The 17,817-nt window shown below is 71.2% G+C and carries 2 protein-coding genes and 1 pseudogene; all 3 read right to left on the reverse strand.

All coding sequences use genetic code 11. From position 1 onward, the window contains the following. Positions 1 to 12 precede the first annotated feature (12 nt). Positions 13 to 7,716: pseudogene (locus tag AVR91_RS32490) on the reverse strand (SDR family NAD(P)-dependent oxidoreductase); the annotation flags it as partial. Between the two features lie 17 nt (positions 7,717 to 7,733). Next, on the reverse strand, positions 7,734 to 13,010 hold the full coding sequence (locus AVR91_RS32495) for a type I polyketide synthase (RefSeq protein WP_076857480.1): 5,277 nt from the start codon (positions 13,008 to 13,010) through the stop codon (positions 7,734 to 7,736). 16 nt (positions 13,011 to 13,026) lie between these two features. Further along, a complete protein-coding gene (locus AVR91_RS44455; protein WP_394329977.1) occupies positions 13,027 to 17,661 on the reverse strand; it encodes a type I polyketide synthase in 4,635 nt (1,544 codons plus the stop codon). Positions 17,662 to 17,817 lie beyond the last annotated feature (156 nt).

Raw genomic sequence — 17,817 nt, forward strand, 5'->3', positions numbered from 1 at the left:
CAGGTAGCGCATGAGCTCGAGGGGGGTCGCGTGGTCGAAGACCAGCGTCGGCGCCAAATCCAGACCGGTCGCGGTGGCCAGCCGGTTGCTCAGCTCGACCGCGGTCAGCGAAGCGAAGCCGAGGTCGAGCAAGTCGGCCTCCGGCGGCACCTCGTCCGGTGAGTCGTGGCCCAGCACGGCCGCGATGGCCGCCCGCAGCAGATCCAGCACCGCCTTGTCGCGGCCGTCGTGGTCCAGTGCGTCGAGCTCCTGGCGGAGATCGGCGACGACGACTTCTTCCGGCTCGACGGCCGGGCCGACCGCGGCCGGCTCGGCGTCCAGCCAGAAACGCTTGCGCTGGAACGGATAAGTGGGCAGCTCGACGCGACGGGCCGCGGACCCCTCGAGAACCGCGGGCCATTCCACGCCGACGCCGCGGACGTGCAGGGCGCCGAGCGCGGCCAGCACCGATTCCGGTTCGGGCCGGTCGGCCCGCAGCAGCGCGGTGGCGCCCGGTGTCAGCGCGGAAAGTGGCCCGTCCGGGCCGATCTCGACGAAGGTCGTCACGCCCGCGGCCTGTGCCGCGGCCACGCCGTCGGCGAACCGCACGGTCTCGCGCACGTGCCGGACCCAGTATTCGGGTGAGCGCAGCTCCTCGCCGCCCACCTGGCCGGTCAGGTTCGACACGATGGGCGTCGACGGCTCGCGGAACTCGACGTCGTCGAGCACGCGGCGGAAATCGGCCAGCATCGGCTCCATCAGCGGCGAGTGGAACGCGTGGCTCACCCGCAGCCGCTTGGTCCGGCGGCCCCAGGCGCGGACGGTCTCGGCGATCCGGGAGACCTCCCCGTCGGCTCCGGAGACGACCACCGCCGAGGACCGGTTCACCGCGGCGAGACTCACCGGCCCGGTGAGCAGGGGCACCACCTCGGCTTCGGTGGCCTCGACCGCGACCATCGCGCCGCCTTCCGGCAACGCCTGCATCAGCCGCCCGCGGGCGGCGACCACCCGGCAGGCGTCGGCCGTCGACCAGAGCCCGGCGACGTGGGCCGCCACGAGTTCACCGATCGAGTGACCGGCCAGCATCTTCGCCCGCACGCCCCACGATTCGAGCAGCCGGTGTAGCGCCACCTCGAACGCGAACAGCGCGGGCTGGGCGAATTCGGTGCGGTCGAGCAGCTCCGGCTTTTCCCACACGATGTCGGCCAGCGGGCCGAACTCGCCGCAGAGTTCGTCGAAGGCCTTGGCGAACACGGGGAACCGGGCGGCCAGTTCCCTGCCCATACCGGCTCGCTGGGAACCCTGACCGGAGAACAGGAAACCGACCGCGCCGGGTTCGGGCACGCCGACGCGGACCTGCGCGGCCGGAGTGCCGGTCGCGATCGCGGTCAGGCCGCGCTCCAGATCGGCGCGGTCACGGGCGATCACCACCGCCCGGTGGTCGAAGAGGGCCCGGCCGGTCGCGGACGACCACGCGATACCCGCCAGGTCCTGATCGGCCACGAGCCGGAAGCGCTCGGCCTGCGCACGCAAGGCCTGCTCGCTCTTCGCGGACAGCAGCACCGGCACGGCCACGTCGTCGCGCGGCTCCGGCACGGTGACGTCGGCGGGTGGGGCTTCGAGGATGACGTGTGCGTTCGTACCGCTGATGCCGAAGGACGACACCGCGGCGCGACGCGCTCGGTCCACCTCAGGCCACTCCTGCCGGCGGGTGAGCAGGGCGACCTCGCCGGCCGTCCAGTCGACATGGGAGGACGGCTCGTCCACGTGCAGGGTCTCGGGCAGCACGCCGTGCCGCATGGCTTCCACCATCTTGATGACCCCGGCGACACCTGCCGCGGCCTGCGTGTGCCCGAGGTTCGACTTCACCGAGCCCAGCCACAGCGGGTGTTCGCGGTCCTGGCCGTAGGTGGCGAGCAGCGCCTGTGCCTCGATCGGGTCACCCAGCGTGGTGCCGGTCCCGTGGGCTTCCACGGCGTCGACGTCGCGGGCGGCCAGGCCCGCGCTGTCGAGCGCCTGACGGATGACTCGCTGCTGTGACGGGCCGTTCGGCGCGGTGAGGCCGTTCGACGCGCCGTCGGAGTTGACCGCGCTCCCCCGCACCACCGCCAGCACCGGATGGCCGAGACGCCGGGCGTCCGACAGCCGTTCCACCAGCACGGCACCCGCGCCCTCGCCCCAAGCGGTCCCGTCGGCGGCTTCGGCGAAGGATTTGCACCGGCCGTCCACCGCGAGTCCTCGCTGGCGGCTGAAGTCCACGAACGCCGCGGGCGTCGCCATCACCGTCACGCCGGAGGCGATGGCGGAGTCGCACTCCCCCTGCCGCACGGCCTGCGCCGCCAGGTGCAGTGCCACCAGCGAAGACGAGCAAGCGGTGTCGATCGTGAGCACGGGGCCTTCGAGCCCCAACGTGTAGGCGAGCCTGCCGGACGCGACGCTGCCCGCGTTGCCGCTGCCCAGATAGCCCTCGACGTCCTCGGGGACGACCAGGAGACGGGCGGCGTAGTCGTGGTACATCATCCCGGTGAACACGCCGGTCCGGCTGCCGCGCATCGAGCGCGGGTCGATCCCGGCGCGCTCGAACAGCTCCCAGGTGATCTCCAGCAGCAGCCGCTGCTGGGGATCCATCGCGATGGCTTCGCGCGGCGAGATGCCGAAGAACGCCGCGTCGAACTCGGCCGCGTCGTGCAGGAACCCGCCTTCGCGGACGTAAGACCGGCCGCGGCGGTCCGGGTCGGGGTCGTAGAGCCCCTCGACGTCCCACCCGCGGTCCGCCGGGAAGGGCGTGATCGCGTCCCGGCCTGCCGCGACGAGGTCCCACAGTTCCGACGGCGAGGTGACACCGCCCGGATAGCGGCAGCTCATCGCCACGATGACGACCGGATCGTCGTCCGCAGGCGCCTGGCGTGCCGTCACCACACGCTCCGGCGCGGTGCCGTGCAGTTCGCCGCGCAGATGTTCGGCCAGCGCGGCCGGCGTCGGATGGTCGAAGACCAGCGTCGCGGTCAGCCGCAGGCCGAGGGCGGCGTTGAGCTGGTTGCGCAGCTCGACGGCGGTCAGCGAATCGAAACCGAGTTCCTTGAAGGCCCGGTCCGGGTCGATGGCGTCCGCGCCGCCGTGGCCGAGGACGGCCGCGACTTCGGTCAGTACCAGGTCCAGCAGTTCGGCTTCGCCGGGAACGCCGGTGGGGCGGGGTGCCGGAGTCCGGGCCGGAACCCGGACCAGGTCCCGGACCACTGGGTGGGGCTCGGCCTGGTCACGCAGGACGGTGAGGTCGAGCTTGATCGGGACGAGGGCGGGGTGGTCCGATGCGAGCACGGCGTCGAAGAGCGTGAGACCTTCTTCGGCAGTCAGCGCGGCGGTGCCCCCTCTGGTCATCCTGGCCAGGTCGTTCGCCCCGAGGCCGCCTGCCATCCCGCCCTGCTCCCACAGGCCCCAGGCCATGGACGTCGCCGGGAGGCCGCGGGCATGGCGGGACTGCGCGAAAGCGTCGAGGAAGGCGTTGGCCGCGGCGTAGCCCGCTTGGCCCGCTCCGCCGAAGACACCGGCGGCCGAAGAGAACACCACGAATTCGGTGTCGTCGTCGGTGAGCTCTTCGAGGTGCAGGGCGCCGTCGACCTTCGCGCGCAGCACCCGGTCGACCTGGTCCGAGGACAGGCCGCCGACAACGCCGTCGTCCAGGATCCCGGCCGCGTGCACCACCATGCCGACGCGTCCCACCCGGGACAGCGCGTCGGCCAGAGCCGCGCGGTCGGCGACATCGCAGGCGATGACCTCGACGTCGGCGTCGATGCCCTCCGGCACGGTGCCCGTGCGGCTGAGCAGCACGAGGTCGCGGATTCCGTGCTCGGCGGCCAGATGCCGGGCCACCAGCAGCCCGAGGCCACCGGTCCCCCCGGTGATCAGCACCTTGCCGCGCCGTTCGCGGCCGCCCGGGTCGCTCGGCAGGACGGCCCTGCTCAGCCGTGGCACCAGCACCGCGTCGCCGCGAACCGCCAGCTGCGGTTCGTCCGAAACGGGCACGGTCCCCCGCTCGTCGAGGTCGACGAGCCGGAACCGGCCCGGATGTTCGGTCTGCGCCGACCGGACCAGGCCCCAGACCGCGGCGTTCGTCAGATCCGGCCGGTCGTGCGGTCCGGTGGAGACCGCGCCGCGGGTGGCGAACACGAGCCGCTCGGGCCGGTCCTCGGCCAGCCAAGCCTGGATCAGGTCCAGTGCGCGTCGAGTCGCCGCGTGGATCTCTCCGACGGTGCCGTCACCGGCCGGGAACTCCTCGACGACGGTGACCTGTTCCGCTGCTTCGCCGAGCCGCGCGGGCTTCCATTCGAGGGTGAAGAGCGAGTCGTGGCCGGCGGGAAGCGGCCGTGGGACCAGTGAGCCGATCGACAGCACCGGACGTCCGCCCTCGTCGGTGGCGAGCAGCGAGATCCCTTCCGGTGCCGACGGCGTGATCCGGACCCTGAGCGCGGTGGCGCCGGTCGAGTGCAGGGTCACCCCCCGCCAGGCGAACGGCAGCCCGCTGCCCGCGTACTCCGCCAGCGCCGCGGCGTGCAGCGCGGCGTCGAACAATGCCGGATGCACTCCCTGGCCGCCGTTTCGCCCGCCGGGCAAACGGATTTCGGCGAAGATCTCCTCGCCGCGCGTCCATATCGCTTCCACACCGCGGAAAGCGGGCCCGTACTCGATGCCGTGGTCGGCGAAGCGGCCGTACATCTCGTCGATGTCCGCGGGTTCGGCGTCGCGCGGCGGCCACTCGTGCATCGCGTCGAAGGAGGAAGAATCTCCTGCCGCCGTCAGCGAACCGGTCGCGTGACGGGTCCATGGCCCGTCACTCTGGCGCGCGAAGAGGTTCAGCTCGCGGCGCCCGGATCCGTCCGGCTCGTCCGCGGTCAGCTGGAGTTCCACCACTTCTTCGGAAGGAACCACGAGCGGGGCTTCGAGCACGAGGTCGTGGAGCCGGCCCGAGCCGATCCGGGCCGCGGCCTGCAGCGCGAAGTCGACGAGTGCCGTGCCGGGCGCGACGACCGCTCCGTGGACGGTGTGCTCGCGCAGCCAAGGCTGCCCGGCGAGCGAGAGTTCACCGGTGCACACGAAGCGATCGCGGCCGGCGATCTCCACCACCGAGGTGAAGGTGGCGGGTTCGGCCGAGCCGTCCCGCAGCCAGTAACGCTCGCGCTGGAACGGATACGTCGGGAGGTCGACGCGGCGGGCGCCGTCGAACAGCGGCGCCCAGTCGATCGGCACCCCGCGGACGAACAACCGTCCCAAGGCGGCCATGAGCGCGGGGGCTTCCGGGCGATCCGCGCGCAGTGCCGCGACGGCGCCCTCGTCCGCCATCGCCGTCAACGCGCCACCCGGCCCGATTTCCAGGAAAGTGGTCACCCCGCGAGCCCTGGCCGTGGCGACCCCGTCGGCGAACCGGACGGGCTCCCGCACATGCCGGACCCAGTACTCCGGCGAGCACAGCTCCTCCCCCGCCACCACACCCGACAGGTTCGACACGAGCACCTTCGACGGCGCCCGGAACTCCACACCCTCAAGCACACGACGGAATTCGGCCAGCATCGGCTCCATCAACACCGAATGAAACGCGTGACTCACCCGCAGTCGCTTCACCTTGCGACCGAGCGCGGCGAACTCCGCGGCGACCGCCAGGGTCGCTTCTTCCCCACCGGAGATCACCACAGACGAAGAACCGTTCACAGCGGCGATACCGACACCCTCGGACAGCAACGGAACCACTTCCGCCTCCGAAGCCTGCACCGCCACCATCGCACCACCCGAAGGCAACGCCTGCATCAACTTCCCGCGAGCCGCCACCACCCGGCACGCGTCATCCAGCGACCAGACACCGGCCACATACGCCGCAGCAAGCTCACCGATCGAATGCCCCACCAGCACATCCGCGACGACACCCCACGACTCCAACAACCGGTACAACGCGACCTCGAACGCGAACAACGCCGGCTGCGTGAACCCGGTGAGATGCACGTCCTCCGAAGACCACACGACTTCCCGCAACGACCCGAAACGGGAACACACCTCATCGAAAGCCGCACCGAACACCGGGAACCGTGCCGACAACTCACGACCCATCCCCACCCGCTGCGAACCCTGGCCCGCGAACAGGAAACCCAACCGGCCGTCCGTGATCGCGGTTCCGATGGATCCGCCGCCGGCGATGGCGTCGAGCCCGCGCAGCAACTCGTCCCGGTCGGCGGCGACGAACGCGGCCCTGCGTTCCAAGCCCGCTCTCGTGGTCGCCAGGGAGAAGGCCACGTCGGCGGGCTCCAGGTCCCGCACGGCCGCACGCACCTGCCGCGCCGACTCGCGGACCGCCGCGACGTCGCGGCCGGACAGGATCACCGGGAGGGGTACCGGGGCGGCAGATTTCCTCGGCTCCGCTGCGGGTTCTTCGACGGCTTCGAGGATCACGTGCGCGTTGGCGCCGCTCACCCCGAACGACGACACCCCGGCCCGGCGCGGCTCGGTGGTCTCCGGCCAGTCGCGTGCTTCGGTGAGCAGCCGGACGTCCCCGGCCGACCAGTCCACGTGGGTGGAGGGCCGGTCGACGTGCAGTGTCTTCGGCAGCAGGCCGTGCCGCATGGCGAGCACCATCTTGATCACGCCCGCCAGCCCGGCCGCGGCCTGGGTGTGGCCGATGTTGGACTTCACCGATCCCAGCCACAGCGGGCGTTCGCGGTCCTGCCCGTAGGTGTCGAGGATGGCCTGCGCCTCGATCGGGTCGCCGAGGGTCGTGCCGGTCCCGTGCGCCTCGACCGCGTCGACCTGGCCGGCGGTCAACCGCGCGTTCGCCAGTGCCTGCCGGATCATCCGTTGCTGCGAAGGGCCGTTGGGCGCGGTCAGCCCGTTCGAGGCGCCGTCGGAGTTGATCGCCGAGCCGCGCACCACCGCCAGCACGGGGTGCCCGTTGCGCCGGGCGTCGGAAAGGCGTTCCAGCAGCAGCACTCCCGCGCCCTCGGCAAGGCTGGTGCCGTCGGCGGAGTCGGCGAACGTCTTGCACCGGCCGTCGGGGGCGAGCGCCTGCTGGCGGCCGAATTCGGCGAACGTGCCCGCCGTGGCCATGACCGTCACCCCGGCGGCCAGCGCGAGGGTGCACTCGTCCTGTCGCAGCGACCGGCACGCCAGGTGCAGTGCGATCAGCGAAGACGAGCACGCCGTGTCGACGGTGAGGGTCGGGCCTTCGAAGCCGAAGGTGTACGACACCCGGCCGGAGGCGATGCTGCCCGCGCTGCCGTTGCCGACGTACCCGGCCACCCCGGGCGGGATCGACCGCAGCCGCGAGCCGTACTCGTTGTTGAGCACGCCCGCGAACACGCCGGTCCGGCTGCCGCGCAGGGTGCGGGGATCGATCCCGGCGCGTTCGAGCACCTCCCACGACGTCTCCAGCAGCAACCTCTGCTGGGGGTCCATCGCGAGCGCCTCGCGCGGGGAGATCTCGAAGAACGCGGGGTCGAAATCCGCCGCGTCGTAGAGGAAACCACCGTGGCGGACCTCGCCGGTGCCGCGCCCGTCGGCGCCCCAGCCGCGGTCGTCCGGGAACTCCGAGATGGCGTCGGTCCCGCCGGCCAGCAGGTCCCAGAACTGCTCCGGGGAGCGCACGCCACCGGGGAACCGGCAGCTCATCGACACGATCGCGATGGGCTCCTCGGCCGTGGCGGTGAGCTGCCGGAGCCGTTCGGTCTCCTTGAGCGAGGCGCGCAGGGCCTCGACGATCTTCTCCTGCGATGTGCTCATCGGCCGGCTCCCGCTTCCAGCGCCAGGTCGACCAGACCGGCGACGTCCAGTTCGTCGATCTCCGCCGCGGCGTCGCGCACGGGTGCCGTCGCGGGGGCGGGCTCGTCGGGGAACAGCCGCTGCCGCAGGAAACCGGCCAGTGCCGCGGAAGTCGGGTGGTCGAAGACGAGGGTCGCCGGCAGGCGCAGCCCGGTCGCCGTGCCGAGCCGGTTGCGCAGTTCGACGGCGGTGAGCGACTCGAAGCCCAGATCCGTGAACGCGCGGCCGGATTCGATCTCGTGGGGCGACGAGTGCCCGAGCACGCTCGCGACGTGCCCGCGCACCAAGTCGACAAGTGCCCACTCTCGCTCGGCCGGGGGAAGCCCGGCGAGCCGCTGTTTCAAGCCGCCGTCGACGGCCGCGCCCGCCGAGGCCCGGCGCACCGGTGCCCGGACGAGGTCACGCAGCAGTGCCGGGACGCTTTCCGGGCGGGCACGCAGTTCGGCGGTGTCGAACTTGACCGGCACCAGCACCGGGTGCGCCGAATTCAGTGCCGCGTCGAACAACGACAGTCCGTCCCGCGAAGCCAGCGGGATCATGCCGCCCTTCATCATCCGCGCGACGTCGGTTTCGCCGAGGTGCTCGGTCATGGCGCTGCGTTGCGCCCACAACGCCCACGCCAGCGAAACGGCGGGGAGCCCTTGTGCGCGGCGGTGGTGGGCGAAGGCGTCGAGGAAGGCGTTGGCGGCGGCGTAGTTCGCCTGTCCCACACTGCCGAACGTGCCGGCCGCCGAAGAGAAGAGCACGAACGCCGAGAGCCCGGCGTCCTTGGTCAGCTCGTGCAGGTTGACCACGGCGTCGACCTTCGGAGTGAACACGCGGTCCACCCGGTCCGGGGACTGGGCGGTGACCACGCCGTCGTCCAGGACGCCCGCGACGTGCACGACCGCGGACAACCGTCCCTCCAGCCCGGACAGCACCTTCGCGAGATCGGCGCGGTCGCCGGCGTCGCAGGCGAGGATCTCCACCTTCGCCCCGAGCCGCTCCAGTTCCTCGGCCCCTTCGACGGCGCCGCGACGGCTGAGCAGCACGAGGCTCCGCACCCCGTGCGTCTCGACGAGATGCCGGGCGACGAGCCTGCCCAGCGTCCCGGTCCCGCCGGTGACCAGCACCGTCCCGGTGAGATCGACGGGTGCCTCCTCGGCGGGCGAGACCGCGCGGGCCAGCCGCGGAGAAAGGATCTCCCCCGCGCGGATCGCCAGCTGAGGCTCACCGGTCGCCAGCGCGGCCGGGAGCGCCGACGCGGACGCCGGATGCTCGTCGATGTCGAGCAGGACGAACCGGCCGGGATGCTCGGTCTGCGCGGTCCTGAGCAGGCCCCATACCGTGGAGGCGGCCAGATCCTGGCCGGGGTCGCCGGTTCCGGTGAGCACGGCGCCGCGGGTGCAGAGCACCAGCGTGCTCTCGGCGAGCCGGTCTTCGGCCAGCCACTGCTGGACCAGCTCCAGTGCCTGTCCGGTGATCGCACGGGCCTCGGCCGCCAGGTCTCCGGTCCCGCCTGCCAGCGTGGCGAGCACGATGGCGGGCGATGACCCGGCCGCGTCCGCCGGGGAGCCGTGACGCCCGATGCGCGGGCCGGCGTGCACGGCCAGCCCGAGGTCGTCGCGGAGCACGCCGATCGTCCGATCGTGCGGCGGATTCCCTTGCCGGACAGGCTTCCACGCGATCTGGAACAGTGAGTCGTGGCCGGTGCGCAGCCGGTCCTTGGTCACCGGACGGACCGTCAGTGCCTCGACGGTCAGCACCGGCGCACCACTCTCGTCGGTCAGCGCCACCGCGTAGGTCTCCGGCCCGGTCGCCGCGACCCGCACCCGGACCGCGGCCGCTCCGGCGGCGTGCAGTGTCACGCCCTGCCACGAGAACGGCAGGTGGGCCTGGCCCGGCTGGGCCGCGGTGAGCGCGACCGCGTGCGAGGCCGCGTCGAGCAGCGCCGGATGCAGACCGTAGTGCCCGGCGTGACCGGTGTGCTCTTCGGGCAGGCGGACCTCGGCGTACACCTCGTCGTCGCGGCGCCAGGCGGCACGCAGGCCCTGGAACGCGGGCCCGTGACCGTAACCGCGCTCGGCGAACGCGGGGTAGAAACCTTCGACCGGAACGGGTTCCGCGTCCGGCGGTGGCCAGGCCGCGACCGTGTCGAACCCGGGTTCGCCGGGTTCGGGGCTCATCAGGCCGGTGGCGTTGCGCACCCATTCGCCCGCGTCGCCGTTGCGGGTGTGCACCTGGAACGCCCGGCCGCCGTCCTCGCCCTCAGGGTCGGTCACCACCTGGATCTGCACCCCGTCGCTCGCCGGAAGCACCAGTGGCGCCTCCAGCACCAGCTCGTCGACCCGCCCGCAACCGGCGAGGTCCGCCGCGTGCACGGCGAGTTCGACGAACCCGGTGCCGGGCAGCAGCACCGAGTCGAAAACCCGGTGTTCGGCCAGCCATCCGTGGTCACGCAAGGAGATCCGGCCGGTGAGGACCAGTGAGCCGTCCGGTGTCTCGACGGCCGCGCCCAGCAGCGGGTGTCCGGCCGGGCGCAAACCGGCCGACTCGAGATCCGCGCCCGTCGAGCCCGATACCGGGAGCCGGTGCCGTTGCCGTTGGAACGGATAGGTGGGCAGATCGACGCGGTGCGCGCCGGTGAAGGCCGGTGTCCAATCGACCTCGACACCCTGAACGTAGGCCTCGCCGACCGAGAGCAGGACACGGTCCAGGCCACCTTCGTCCCGCCGGAGGGTACCGACAGCCACCGCGTCCTCGGCCGTCTGCTGAATCGCCATGGTCAAGACCGGGTGTGCACTCGTCTCCACGAAAGCACCGAAACCCTGTTCCGACAACGACTTGATCGCGTGCTCGAACTCGACGGTCTGCCGCAGATTCCGGTACCAGTACCCGGCATCCAAACCCGAACCGTCGACCAACTCGCCCGTGACGGTGGAGAACAACGGAACCCGGCCCGCCGTCGGGCCAACCGCGCTCAACACCTCCATCAACTCGGCACGGATCTGTTCCACCTGAACCGAATGCGACGCGTAATCCACCGGAATCCGCTTCGCCCGAACCCCATCCCGCTCACACGCGACCATCAGCTCATCCAGCGCCACGGGATCACCCGACACCACCGTCGCGGACGGCCCATTCACCGCGGCGATCGACAACGACTCGCCGAGCCGGACGCGCACCTCATCCACCGGCAACGCGACGGAAACCATCCCACCCTTGCCCGCCAGAGCCGTGATCGCCTTGCTGCGCAAAGCAACGACTCGCGCACCATCGGCCAGGGACAGAGCACCACTCACACACGCGGCCGCGATCTCACCCTGCGAATGACCGACGACGGCATCAGGGCGCACACCGTAGAACTCCCACACCGCCGCCAACGAAACCATCACCGCCCACAACACCGGCTGAACCACATCAACCCGCGCCAAAGCGACCTCATCACCGAGCACATCCAGCAACGACCAGTCCACAAAGGACGACAGAGCCCGGGCACACTCATCCAACCGCGCCGCGAAAACCGGAGAAGACTCATACAACTCCAGCCCCATCCCCGCCCACTGCGAACCCTGACCAGGGAACACGAACACGACCTTGCCCGGGTCGGCCGCCACACCCCGCACCAGACCGGCGACCTCCTTGTCGTCGGCCAGTGCCCGAAGCCCCTGCTCGGCCGAGCACTCGTCGCGGGTCACCAGAACGGCGCGGCGCTCGAAGCCGGAACGCGTGGTGGCGAGCGAGAATCCGACGTCGGGCAGACCGGTGCCCACAAGTGGGGCGAGCTGCCAGGCCGTCTCGCGCAGCGCGGGCTCGGTCTTGGCCGAGAACACCAGTGGCACGAACGAGTCCACAGTAGAGGGTTCGATTTCCTCGGCCGGGACGTGTTCCAGGATCACGTGGGCGTTGGTGCCGCTCACGCCGAACGACGACACACCGGCACGGCGCGGACGATCCGCCTCCGGCCACGGCCGTGCCTCGGTCAGCAACGACACGTTCCCCGCCGACCAGTCCACATGCGACGAAGGCTTGTCCACATGCAAGGTCTTCGGCAGCAGGCCGTTCCGCATCGCCAGCACCATCTTGATCACACCGGCGACACCGGACGCGGTCTGGGCGTGGCCGATATTGGACTTGATCGACCCCAGCCACAACGGCGTCTCGCGGCCCTGCCCGTACGTCGCCAGCAACGCCTGTGCCTCGATCGGATCGCCCAGCGTGGTGCCCGTACCGTGCGCTTCCACGGCGTCGACCTGGTCGGCCGAGAGCCGGGCGTCGACAAGGGCTTTCCGGATGACCTCCTGCTGGGAAGTGCCGTTCGGCGCGGTCAGCCCGTTGGACGCGCCGTCCTGGTTGATCGCCGAGCCCCGCACGATCGCCAGCACCGGATGCCCGAGACGGCGTGCCTCCGACAGCCGCTCGACGAGCACGAGGCCGACCCCCTCGGCCAGGCCCATCCCGTCGGCGGCGTCGGCGAACGCCTTGCAGCGTCCGTCGTGGGCGAGCCCACGCTGCCTGCTGAACCCGGTGAACGAGGCGGGCGTGGCCATCACCGCGACCCCGCCCGCCAGCGCGCGTTCGCACTCGCCTGCCCGCACCGACTGGACCGCGAGATGGAGCGCGGTCAGCGAAGACGAGCATGCCGTGTCGATGGTGACCGCAGGGCCCTCGAGTCCCAGGGTGTAGGCGATCCGGCCGGACACCACGCTCGGATTGCTCGCGGTGACCACGTAACCCTCGTAGCTGTCCGGCGCCTGCTTCAGCAGCACACCGTGGTCTTGGTAGTGACAGCCGACATAGACGCCGGTGCGGCTGCCCTTGAGCGACAACGGGTCGATGCCCGCGCGTTCGAAGGTCTCCCACGCGGTCTCCAGCAGCAACCGCTGCTGCGGATCGGTTGCGGCCGCTTCGCGGGGCGAGATCCCGAAGAAGCCCGCGTCGAAGTCGTCCACATCGGACAGGAAGCCGCCCTCCCGCACATAGGTGCGGCCCGGTGCGTCGGGGTCCGGGTCGTAGAGCGCGTCGGCGTCCCAGCCGCGGTCGGCCGGGAATCCGGAGACCAGATCGGCCTCGGCCACCAGCAGCCGCCAAAGCTGCTCCGGCGTGCGCACCCCGCCGGGGAAGCGGCAGCCCATGGCGACCACCGCGACCGGGTCGGGTGCCCGGTCCTGCACCTCGGCGAGCCGTCGGCGGGTCTGCCGCAGCTCCGTGGTCACTCGTTTGAGATAGTCCCGGAGTTTCTGTTCCTCAGCCATTTGCGCGGATCCCCCGTCAGGCACTGCCGAACTCGGCGTCGATCAGGTCGAATATCTCGTCATCGGTGGCGAGGTCGAGGCCGTCGTCGGCCGTCGGCTCCGCGGTACCGGTGAGGTCGGTCCACTTCCACACCATCGACCGCAGCCGGGCGACGATCTTGGCGGCCGCCTCGTCGCCGGTCTCCGCGCCGAACAGTGCCGCTTCGATCCGGTCGAGCTCGTCGAGCGCGGGTGTGGTGCGCGGGATCAGCCGCGCGTGGACATGGCGGGCCAGCGCCGCCGGGCTCGGGTGGTCGTAGACCATCGTGGCCGGCAGCCGGATCCCGGTCGCCGCGGTCAGCTTGTTGCGCAGCTCGACCGCGGTCAGGGAGTCGAACCCCATCTCCTTGAACGGCCGGGCGGGAGCCACGGCGTCGGGTGCGGAGTGCCCGAGCACGACCGTCACCTGTGCGCGGACGAGGTCGAGTACGACACGTTCGCCGTCGGCCGCGGCCGCCACCCTTCGCACGAGATCGGACCCGGCCGTTTCGGGCACGGTGCCGGCCTGGACCGCGCCTTGGCCCTCGGGCAGGTCGTCGAACAGCGGCCGCGCCCTGGTCGAGGTGAAGACCGGGAGGAACTTCGCCCAGTCCACGTGGGCGACGGTCAGGGTGGTCTCGTCGTGATCGAGGACATGCTGGAGCGCGGTGAAAGCGAGCTCGGGATCCATCAGCGGCAAGCCGCGGCGGCGCAGCTGATCGTTGTCGATGCCCTCGATGGCCCGGTCCGTGTCCCAGGGGTTCGCCGCGGCCCAGACGCCCCAGGCGATCGACGTCGCGGTGCGTCCTTCCGCCCGGCGCCGCGCCGCGAGCGCGTCGAGGAAGGCGTTGGCCGCGGCGTAGGCACCGTGGTCGCCACTGCCCCACACCCCGGCGATGGAGGAGAACAGCACGAACGCGTCGAGGTCGTCGTCACGGAAGATCTCGTCGAGATGTCGGGCGCCGTCCGCCTTCGCACCGACGACGTCGGCGAAGTCGGCCAGCGTCGTCTCGTCGAGGGAACCGAGGCCGATCTGGGCGGCGGCGTGGATGACGGCGCGGATCGGCGGACCGCTTCGCCGTACCCGCGACACGAGCTCCTCCAGCGCCGCCCGGTCGGCCACGTCGCACTCGGCCGGTATCAGCTCGACGCCCCGCTCGGCCAGTTCCGCGGTCAGCTCGGGCATGCCCGGCGCGGCCGGTCCGCGCCGGGACGGCAGCACGATACGGGTCGCGCCGTTGCCGGCGAGCCATCGCACGATATGCGTGCCGAGTACGCCGGTCCCGCCGGTGAGCAGGACCGTGTCGCTCGGCCGCCAGGTCCGGGGCGGCTTGCCCGGCCGCGCGGCCCTGACCAAGCGGCGGACGAGGATGCCCGCTTTCCTGATCGCCAGCTGATCCTCGGTGCCGGCCAGCACCGAGCGAAGACGGACGGCGGCCACCTCGTCGAACTCGGCGGGCAGGTCGATCAGGCCGCCCCAGCGGCTCGCGTGTTCGAGCCCGGCGACGCGCCCGACTCCCCATGTCTGGGCCTGTAGCGGGTTGGTCAGCGGGTCCCGCGGTCCGGTGGTCACGGCACCGCGGGTGAGAATCCACAGTGGAGCCTCGTGCCCGGCGTCCCCGAGCGCCTGGATCAGCTCGATGGTCCTGGCCAGGCCGTCGGGCAGTGCTGTGCCGGGGTCCGGCCGTTCGTCCAGCGCCAGCAGGCTCACCACCCCGCCGAGCGCGCCGAGCCCGCGCAGCCGGTCCGCGAGGGCGTCCCGGCCTGCGCCGACCGGTAGGACCAGGGTCTCGGCACCACCGGCTTCGAGGCTTCGGACGACCGGGGCCACGAGGTCGGACTCGGTGCCCGTGGGAACGGCGACCAGCCACCGCCCGCTCAGCGACGGTTCGGGAAGCGCGTCGATCGTCTTCCACGTCACCCGGTACCGGATGTCGTCCAGCGGGTCCGCGGCCGTGCCGCCGGTCGGCCGCTGGAGCCAGAACCGCTCACGCTGGAACGGATACGCGGGGAGGTCGGCACGGTGCGCGCCGGGGAAGGCCCGGGTCCAGTCGACCTCGACGCCCTGGACATACGCCTCGCCGAGCGACAGCAGGACGCGGTCCAGACCCCCTTCGTCACGGCGGAGCGACCCGGCCACGATCGCGTCCTCGACGGTCTGCTGGATGCTCATCGTCAGCACCGGATGCGCGCTCGTCTCCACGAACGCACCGAATCCCTGTTCCGACAACGACTTGATCGCGTGCTCGAACTCGACGGTCTGCCGCAGATTCCGGTACCAGTACCCGGCGTCCAGACCCGAGCCGTCGACCAGCTCGCCGGTGACGGTGGAGAACAGCGGGAGTCGACCGGCGGACGGCCGGACCGGGGCCAGCACGTCCAGCAGCTCGGCGCGGATCTCTTCCACCTGAACCGAATGCGACGCGTAATCCACCGGGATCCGCTTCGCCCGAACCCCATCCCGTTCGCATGCCGTCATCAGCTCGTCCAGTGCCGTGGGGTCACCCGACACCACCGTCGCCCCGGCGCCGTTCACCGCGGCGATCGACAGGCCCCCGGTCAGCCGAGCGCGGACTTCGGCCACCGGCAACGCGACGGAGACCATCCCGCCCTTGCCCGCCAGAGCCGTGATCGCCTTGCTGCGCAACGCGACCACCCGCGCACCATCGGCCAACGACAGAGCGCCACTCACACAGGCCGCGGCGATCTCACCCTGCGAATGACCGACGACGACATCAGGGCGCACACCGTAGAACTCCCACACCGCCGCCAACGACACCATCACAGCCCACAACACCGGCTGAACCACATCGACCCGCGCCAACGCGGCCTTATCACCGAGCACGTCCAGCAACGACCAGTCCACAAAGGACTCCAGCGCCACCGCACACTCATCCAACCGGGCAGCGAAAACCGGAGAAGATTGATACAACTCCAGCCCCATCCCCGCCCACTGCGAACCCTGACCAGGGAACACGAACACGACCTTGCCCGGGTCGGCCGCCACCCCCCGTACGAGACCGGCGGCGTCCCGACCGTCAGCGAGAGCGATGAGACGCTCACGGTCCGCACCCACCAGCGCCGCACGGTGCTCCCACGCCGAACGAGTGGTGGCCAGGGACAGGCCGACATCCGCCAAGCCCGCGCCGAGCGCGGGGACGAGCTGCCGCGCGGTCTCCCGGAGGGCGGCATCACTCTTGGCCGAAAACGCCAGTGGCACGATCGAGTCCACAGTGGATGGTTCGGGTTCCTCGGCCGGGACGTGTTCCAGGATCACGTGGGCGTTGGTGCCGCTCACCCCGAACGACGACACACCAGCCCGGCGCGGACGATCCACCTCCGGCCACGACCGAGCCTCGGTCAGCAACGACACCTTCCCCGCCGACCAATCCACATGCGACGAAGGCTCATCCACATGCAAAGTCTTCGGCAACACACCATTCCGCATCGCCAGCACCATCTTGATCACACCCGCCACACCCGCAGCCGCCTGCGTATGACCGAGATTCGACTTCACCGACCCCAACCACAACGGCGCCTCACGACCCTGCCCATAGGTAGCCAACAACGCCTGCGCCTCGATCGGATCACCCAACGTCGTACCCGTACCATGCGCCTCCACCGCGTCGACCTCGCCCGCCGAAAGACCCGCATTCGCCAGCGCCGCGACGATCACCCGACGCTGAGAAGGACCATTCGGCGCCGTCAAACCATTCGACGCACCATCCTGATTCACCGCCGAACCACGCACCACCGCCAACACCGGATGCCCATTACGACGCGCATCCGACAGACGCTCCAGCAACAACACGCCCACGCCCTCGCCCCAGCCGGTGCCGTCGGCGGCGTCCGCGAACGCCTTGCAGCGCCCGTCTTCCGCCAGCCCGCGCTGACGGCTGAACTCGACGAACGTGCCGGGGGTGGCCATCACCGTCGCGCCGCCCGCGAGCGCGAGCGAACACTCCCGCTGCCTCAGCGACTGGCACGCGAGATGCAGTGCGACCAGCGAGGAAGAGCACGCGGTGTCGACGCTGAACGCCGGACCTTCCAGCCCGAGGCTGTAAGCGACGCGGCCGGAGAACACGCTCGCCGCGTTGCCGGTGCCGGCGTATCCCTCGACGTCCTGGGCGGCCCCTTCCAGCAACGCCGGGTAATCCTGCCCGTTGGTGCCCGCGAAGACACCGGTCCGGCTGCCGCGCAACGACCGCGGCGCGATCCCGGCCCGCTCGACCGCTTCCCAGGCGGCCGTCAGCAGCAACCGTTGCTGCGGGTCCATCGCGAGCGCCTCGCGGGGCGAGATCTCGAAGAACGCGGCGTCGAAACCCGCCACGTCGTCGAGGAAGCCACCCTCCCGCACGTAGGACGTGCCCCGGCGGTCCGGATCGGGATGGTGGAGCGAGCCGGTGTCCCAGCCTCGATCCACCGGGAATTCGGCGATGGCGTCCACGCCATCGGCGAGCAACCGCCACAGATCCTCGGGAGACCGCACACCGCCGGGGAACCGGCAGCTCATCCCGATGATCGCGATCGGCTCGTGGTCGGCGGCCTCGGCCGCACGCAGACGCTCCTTCACCGACTGGAGCTCGGCGGTGACCCGCCGCAGGTAGTCGAGCAGTTTCGGGTCTTCCATCAGTCCGCCACTCCGAGTTCGTTGTCGATGAGATCGAGCAGTTCGTCCCGGTCGGCGTCCCACACGTCGCTCGCGGCCACCGGCTCCCCCGACCACCTGGCCAGCAGACCGTTGAGCCGGGTGGCCACACCCGCGCGGATCTCGTCGTCCGCCGCGGCC

Origin of the sequence: Amycolatopsis keratiniphila subsp. keratiniphila (assembly GCF_001620365.2) — a bacterium.
Lineage (GTDB): Bacteria > Actinomycetota > Actinomycetes > Mycobacteriales > Pseudonocardiaceae > Amycolatopsis > Amycolatopsis keratiniphila.

Excerpts from the sequence above, each read along its gene's own strand:
- AVR91_RS32495 (WP_076857480.1), bottom strand. The coding sequence starts at position 13,010 with ATGGCTGAGGAACAGAAACTCCGGGACTATCTCAAACGAGTGACCACG.